This window comes from Tissierellales bacterium, from assembly GCA_025210965.1.
Lineage (GTDB): Bacteria > Bacillota > Clostridia > Tissierellales > JAOAQY01 > JAOAQY01.
Genome location: JAOAQY010000162.1, coordinates 33,368 through 40,797, shown reverse-complemented (window position 1 = coordinate 40,797; position 7,430 = coordinate 33,368). Strand labels below are relative to the sequence as shown.

At 32.5% G+C, this 7,430-nt stretch carries 9 protein-coding genes; all 9 read right to left on the bottom strand.

Annotation, left to right across the window (positions count from 1 at the left end):
• Positions 1–93: flagellar basal body protein (locus tag N4A40_11695; protein MCT4662517.1), on the bottom strand; the 93-nt coding region annotated here is incomplete at its 3' end.
• Positions 94–182: 89 nt separating this feature from the next.
• Entirely contained in the window at positions 183–584 is a 402-nt protein-coding gene (locus N4A40_11690) for a flagellar protein (protein ID MCT4662516.1), read from the bottom strand.
• Positions 585–586: 2 nt separating this feature from the next.
• A complete protein-coding gene (locus tag N4A40_11685) occupies positions 587–970 on the bottom strand; it encodes a hypothetical protein (GenBank protein ID MCT4662515.1) in 384 nt (127 codons plus the stop codon).
• 10 nt (positions 971–980) lie between these two features.
• Entirely contained in the window at positions 981–2,528 is a 1,548-nt protein-coding gene (locus N4A40_11680) for a flagellar hook-length control protein FliK (GenBank protein ID MCT4662514.1), read from the bottom strand.
• A gap of 49 nt (positions 2,529–2,577) precedes the next feature.
• A complete protein-coding gene (locus N4A40_11675) occupies positions 2,578–3,852 on the bottom strand; it encodes a hypothetical protein (GenBank protein MCT4662513.1) in 1,275 nt (424 codons plus the stop codon).
• 21 nt (positions 3,853–3,873) lie between these two features.
• Positions 3,874–4,314 carry a flagellar export protein FliJ gene (gene fliJ, locus N4A40_11670; GenBank protein ID MCT4662512.1) on the bottom strand — a complete coding sequence of 147 codons (441 nt, stop codon included), beginning with the start codon at positions 4,312–4,314 and terminating at the stop codon, positions 3,874–3,876.
• Complete coding sequence (fliI, locus tag N4A40_11665; protein ID MCT4662511.1) at positions 4,314–5,627, bottom strand: flagellar protein export ATPase FliI; 1,314 nt, start codon at positions 5,625–5,627, stop codon at positions 4,314–4,316. The genes fliJ and fliI overlap by 1 nt, the downstream gene beginning before the upstream one ends.
• Positions 5,628–5,634: 7 nt before the next feature.
• On the bottom strand, positions 5,635–6,420 hold the full coding sequence (locus N4A40_11660; GenBank protein ID MCT4662510.1) for a FliH/SctL family protein: 786 nt from the start codon (positions 6,418–6,420) through the stop codon (positions 5,635–5,637).
• Entirely contained in the window at positions 6,413–7,420 is a 1,008-nt protein-coding gene (gene fliG / locus N4A40_11655) for a flagellar motor switch protein FliG (GenBank protein ID MCT4662509.1), read from the bottom strand. The genes N4A40_11660 and fliG overlap by 8 nt, the downstream gene beginning before the upstream one ends.
• Positions 7,421–7,430 lie beyond the last annotated feature (10 nt).

The following is a 7,430-nucleotide window of genomic DNA, read 5'->3' as shown; positions in this document are numbered from 1 at the left end:
TTTAAATCCAACAGTATTAACATTTGCTATATTGTTACCAATTACATCCATTTTAGACTGGTGAATTCTTAGACCAGAAACACCAGAATACATAGATCTCATCATAATACATGACCTCCTCTAGTCATGCTGTATTCGAACCATCTATCAGTCAAGTCCGAGTTAGCCCCCTTTCGGTCCAGCTAAATTATCACAGCACCATCTATATTAGTAAATACATTTTCTTTTAGTTGCTCTTTGTTCACAGTCGTTATAACTAGATTATTTTTAATATTTGTTATCAATGCTACTTTATCCATTAAAATCAAAGCTGTTTGAACACCCTTATCTCTTGCTCTATCTACTGCATTTTCTATGTTTTTGACATCTTGATCTGAAAAATTAATGTTTCTAGATTCAATCCTATCTTGTGCATGTTTAGAAAATTTTATTTTCCCTCCATTTGTTTGAACCTTATTTAATATGGATTCAAAACTCTCACCACTCGATATTTTTTTGTCTCTAATATTAATTTGTTTCGTTTTCCTAACTATACTCGCAGCATTTAAAGAACCTGCTATTTGCTTCATTTTTAAATCATCCACAATTACTCACCCTCTTTAAGGCTTTCTTGAATTGATTCTAAACCTTCTTTAACAGTCTTTTGAAAACTCGCTGTATCAGCCTGCATTTTCGCCAATACATCTGCTATCTTTGTAATTCCTTCATTCATCTTCTCAGAGTTTTCTGCTGAAGATGCCGTCAAGCTTTGAATTTCTTCCACTGTAGTAAATTGAGCCATTTGTGCCAAGAAGTCTTGATTCTCAACAGGGCTCATAGGGTCTTGATTCTTAAGCTGTGCAACCATCATTTGCAAAAATGCATCTTTGTTTTTTGAAACATCCTCTCGCCTTTGCTCAGATGCTGTCTTTTTTTTATCTTGGCTTTGAGGCTGTGTATATTTCGTTATATCTTGTATTAATTCTGACATATCGCACCTCCTACGCTATAGTATTCATCTTAGAAAACAAATCGCCAAAATCTGAATTGTCTTTTTCATCATGTTCTTCTTTACTTTGTCGTTTTTGTTCTCTTTCTTGTTTGTTATTCTCATTCTCTTGATCTAAATAATTTGCATTTTGAGTCTCTTCTTGACTAACCACCTTAAATTCCTTTACTTCATATCCTTGCTGCTCTAAATGATTTTTCAATACACTAAGATGCTTCTCTAAAATTTCTTTTACTTCATTATTTTCTGCCAATAACTCCGTAGATAAACTTCCTTTTTCAAGAGAAATTTTTAAATTAACCTCTCCTAATGCTTCTGGTTTTAACTTCATCCTAACAGTTTGAGTTCCACTTTTCAGTCTCATTTTATTCATATGTTCCGAAATCTGCTTTATCAAGTCTTCATCCGCAATCTTCTTGTCCGAAACTTTAAATGATGTTTTTTCTAAACTAAACTCCGAATCATTTGCCATTGATTTAGTTCCTATTGCATCTGTCTTAAATGAATCACTTTGCTTTTCATTAGATTCTTTTCCAGCATTTTCATTATCATTATTATCTTTGTTTTCCATTGATGCTCTAGAAATGCCTTCTTCATTCTGCAAGCTATGACTATCAATATCTCCATTATTTTGAAGTGCACTATTTCCTTTGCTTTCAGCTAATTGATTGTTCTTCTGAGATAAAAACTCTATTTGTTTAGCAATCGTTTTAACGCCAGTTTTTATATTATCTTTGCCCTCAACACTTGCCTTCAATTCAATCAACATATCTTTTATCTCATTTTTCATGTTATTTTTATCGACATCAATAACTTCCTTTACAAAACCTTCAAGTGCTGACTTCATATTCACAACTTCTTCTAATTCGTTACTTAATTTCAAAACACTTTCACTAATTTTCTCAGATGAATTATCATTAGTCTTTACAATTTTATCAACTAATTCCTGCAATTTACCAATTAAATCTTCTAATTTTTGGATATTTCTTGATACATTATCAAAAATAGCTTTATCGCTCTGGCTAGATATTGTTTCTTCACTGCTAAGCTCTCCGCTATTTTTTAATACCTCTTCTGTCGCAAGTACATCTCCTACCATTTGATTCGTATTTCCTTGATTTAATTCATTAGCATCAATGTCGATATTTTCAATTAAAACAACCAATTCATCAATCGTTTCATTCAATTCATCAACTATTTCTGAAGCTTCATCTCCAAGTTTTTCAATTTCACTTTCTTCTTTGGTCTCAGATGTTTTATCATTATAATTAACTATTTCTGAAGTTTCATCTTTCATAGAATTAATTTTTTTGACAGCTCCACTATTGATTGCATTCATTTTGTCATAAACATCTTTATGCAAACCCGCTTTATCATGCTGAAATTTAGAAGCTTTTTCTTCATTTCCAGCATTTTTGTTCATCGTTTTTCTGAGATAATTATCAAAATTCACTTGAGAATCAGAATGTTTAGAATTTCCTTTAAAAGACTTTTCTAGCAAACCTACACCTTGTTGTCTTGTTAGATTTATCAATTCCATTTTCACTAATCACCTCCTTAATCTGTAATTTATTATTCAATGACTACTTCTATTGAATAGCTAACTTTCGAGTAAGCTCTGTAGCTTTTCTAGTATCTAACTGATTTATAATTTCAGAAACTTTTGTTTTTCCCAATTTGTCGAGTATATCTAATATTATTTTTTCATCAGTTAGTTCTATTCCTTCTATGCCATTCATGTCAAAATATTCTAAGCGTTGGTCATTAATCATCATCTTTTCAACAATCTTAACAACCTCAGCAGTAGTCATCCTATTATATATATCGGCCAATTCCTGTATTTTTTTATCATATTCTTGTAAATAATCCAAAGTTTTTTCCAGATTTTCTGCGATTTTATTAGAATCACTTGTCAATTTTTCCCTTTTGCTTATCGATTCAAGTAAATTTTTCTTAAATTCCTCATCTGAAACATTTTTGAGCACTTCCGAGCTTTTTGTCAATGATAAGTTCGAATAAATAACTGCCAAATCTTCAACTGGATAAAATTCTGCAGAACCAATTTCTGATAGTGTAGTATCTAAATCCTTTACTTCAAAAACATTTGCCTTATTCATCAGGTTATCATCTTTAGATTTCATATCGTATAGTATAGTTCTTAAAGCATTCTTATATGGTCTATCTATTTTATTCATTATTTCAACCTGATCTGCCGGATTCATAAAATACATCCAATAAGCAACCTTTTGATTATCTATTTGCTTTAAAAGAGTTACCAATTCATCAATAGCACCTGCATCAAGATAATTTTCTTTAATAAACTTCATAGCATAATAGTCATCAAGAGCAGTTACTTGTTCAACTCTCGTTTTAAGTTCCTCAGCTTTTGACTGATCTATTTCTTTATAAATTTCCTCCAATGTGTCATTTCTAAGATCTATAACTTGAACTTTACTTATTATATTATCTGTTTTTCTTGAAGACTTCTCTCTCATAGCCTGAACTATATTGTAATATAATTCTTCATCGCTATTTTTAACATTCGCTAGCTTTTCAGCTGCTTGTTCGGGGTCTAATGTGAGATAATAATCAGATACTACCATAACCTTTTCTTTTAATTCCTCTAATTTTTCAACATCATTTCTCCCAATATTGTTAAATGGTGCTGGCATTTGTCTCAATATTTTAGTAGCACTTTTATTAAAATCTTCATTCAAATTATATAACGCAAAAAACACTCCTATTGGTATAATAATTGTCACCATAAGCAAAGTAATAATTAATTTCCCAATTTTAAGTGGTTTTTTCTCTTTTTTCTCTTTTTCTTCAACTGGATTTTGATTTTCTTGTTCAGCTTGACTCATACAATATTCAACTCCCTAATATCAATTTTCTTTATTCGAAAAACTAACAATAGAATCAATTAACTTCTCTTCTTCTTTTTTTAATTCATAATCATAATTTAGCTTATCTTTTTCCTTTATCTTTTCCAATACACGCTCTTCTTGAACTGCCTTTATATACTCAATCTTGCATTTCTCTAACTCTTCATTTGCCCTATCAATTTCTTTTTTATAATAGTCTATTTTTCTATCCAAAACACTAAAAAAAGAAGAGAAGTTCTGAAGCAATCTCACATTTAATTTTGCTCTCGCCTCTTCATTTCTCTTTTTTAACAGCTCAAGTTTTTCATTTCTTGCACTTTCTAACAGCTCTTCTTTTTCTCGCACAACACGATTCGCCTCAAGAACAGCCATTTTCTTCTCTTTGACTATTTGTCGCCTATAATTCAATATTTTTTCAAGTTTGAAGACAAATTTCTTCATTATCTAATCACACTTTCCAAAATTTTCCGAGTTTCTTCAAATGAAATCTTATCCATTATACCCTGTTTTAAAAACGATTCTATCATCTCTATATGATCTATGGATTTGTCAATCTTAGGATTAGAACCCTTTTTATAAGCCCCGATATTAATTAAATCTTCCGCATCTCGATATGTCGCCATCAAATCCTTCATTGTATTAGCCGCACTAACATGTTCTTTTTCACATATATTATTCATTACACGACTTATACTAGCCAGTATATCTATAGCTGGATAATGATTCTTATGGGCTAAGTCACGCGACAATACTATATGACCATCTAATATACCTCTAACAGTATCGGTTATAGGTTCATTCATATCATCTCCATCTACCAATACCGTGTAAAGAGCCGTAATGCTGCCCTTATCCGATGTTCCTGTTCTCTCCAACAATTTTGGCAATACAGAAAATACGGATGGTGTGAACCCTCGAGTTACAGGCGGCTCACCTATTGCTAGCCCTATCTCTCTCTGTGCCATAGAAAATCTAGTAAGAGAATCCATCAATAACAACACATCCTCCCCCTGATCTCTAAAATACTCGGCTATTGCGGTAGCCAGCTCTGCGCCTTTTTTTCTAACAAGAGCAGGTTGATCTGATGTAGCAACAACTACAACTGATTGTGCAAGTCCTTCTTCTTTCAAATCATTTTCTATAAACTCTCTAACTTCACGCCCACGCTCCCCAATAAGACCTATTACATTTACGCTAGAAAGAGCATTTCTTGCAATCATTCCAAGTAGTGTACTTTTTCCAACACCACTACCTGCAAATATACCCATCCTCTGACCTTTACCGCAAGTTAGTAATCCATCTAAAGCTCTAACACCTAGTGGCAATACCTCGTCAATTCTTTTTCTAGCGAGAGGATTAGGTGGCGTATTGGAAACACTATAAAAATTACCAGTAAATAATGGACCTTTGCCATCTATTGGGTTCCCTAATCCGTCAAGTATACGCCCTTTTAATTGTTCTCCAACTTCAACCAAAAAACCATGACCTAGTGCCACAACTCTACTACCTGGACCAATTCCTTCCATCTCTCCAAGTGGCATTAACAATATTCTATCATCTCTAAATCCAACAACTTCAGCATCTATAGGTTCTTTAGATGCTATCGGATAAATCTGGCACACCTCTCCTACTTTTGCAATTGGTCCAATAGATTCAATAGTTAACCCAGTAATCTTTGAAACCTTTCCCATATATTTTAGGGTTCTTGCTTCTCTTATTCCATCAATATATTTTCCCACATTAATTTTATCCATCATTACCTCACTCATTTTGTAGCAAGTTCATCACCAATTCTTTAATCTGATCTAATTGCATTCTTACAGATGCATCTACACTCCCTTTTTCACTGTCAATTACACAATCACCTTTTGTTAATGAAAAATCTGTTTTAATATCCATATTATCTATTAATGGAAACATAGCAAGTATCCTGCTTCTCGATATCTCTAAAACATCATAATCATCTTCTGAAACTCTTATGGTTATGGACGTACAATAACCTATACTCTCTATAGCATTTTTAACTATATCTAATATAATATCTTCTTCTTCCAATTGTCTATTAAAGATTTTATCAATAACACCAATCGCCAAGTTTACAAAATCAGACTCAGCATCTCTAAGTGCTTTTTCACGCATTTCCCAATATTGCTTTTTATAATCATTAGCTTCATCAATCAACTCATCTGAGTTTTTTTTCCCCTCTTCATAACCTGATTGATATCCTTCTTCATATCCATTATTTCTACTCTCTTCAAGCACTTCTTGACTCTTTTGGTAAGCCTGTTCTAAAAGTTCATCCCTTTCAACCTCTGCTTTTTGAACAATTGCTTGGCTTTCATCCTCTGCCTCTGATTTTTTGTTGTCACAATATTCCTCTGCCTTCTCTTTTTTCAGCCGAATTTCTTCTTCTAACACTTCAATTTCTTCTTTTAGATAATCAATTCTTCTTTTAGCCTCTTGTACATGATCTATCGAATTTTTATCATCATTTTCTTTTTTTCTTTCAATCTCTCGAACATAGTTTGATTTAATCAGTTTAGACAACGACCTCATCTCCTCCTCGAGAAATAATTATTTCGCCTTCATCCTCTAATTTTCTAATTGTATTTACTATATTTTGTTGAGCTTCTTCAATATCTTTAACCCTAACTGGTCCCATAAATTCCATATCTTCTTTGATCATCTCTACTAAACGTTTAGACATATTGCCAAAGATAACATCTTTGACTTCGTCACTAGCACTTTTAAGTGCAATAGACCACTGACTATTGTCAATTTCTCGAATAAATCTTTGTACAGAACGTCCATCAAGAGATACGATATCCTCAAATACGAACATTCTACGTTTAATTTCTTCTGAAAGCTCAGCATCATTAGATTCTAATTCATCCATAATATGTTTTTCTGTTCCTCTATCAACTGCATTTAATATGTTTACTATAGAATCTAGGCCACCAGCGCTCGTGTAATCTTGCGAAACCATTGTAGAGAATTTGCTTTCTAATACAGATTCTACTTCTTTTATAATTTCAGGAGAGGTTCTGTCCATAGTAGCAATTCTCTTAGCAACTTCCCCCTGTTTATCCGCTGATAAACTTGATAATATTTGACCAGCCTGAGATGGAGATAAATAAGCTAATATGAGCGCTATTGTTTGTGGATGCTCATTCTGTATATAATTGAGTATTTGACTAGGATCAGTTTTTCTAATAAATTCAAATGGCTTAACTTGCAATGAAGTTGTCAATTTATTGATAATATCAACAGCTTTTTGTGATCCCAATGCTCTTTCGAGTACGTCTTTCGCATAATTAATACCACCCTCAGAAATATATTCCTGAGCTATACACATTTGATAAAATTCTTCTAATATATATTCTTTTACCTCTGGTGAAACCATTCTCATATTTGCAATTTCAAGTGTTAATTCCTCTATTTCATCATCGCTGAGATGTTTAAATATCTCAGCCGATTTTTGAGGGCCTAATGAAATCATCAAAACTGCAGCTTTTTGTCTTCCGGTAAATTCCATATTTTCTGTCATTCAATCACCT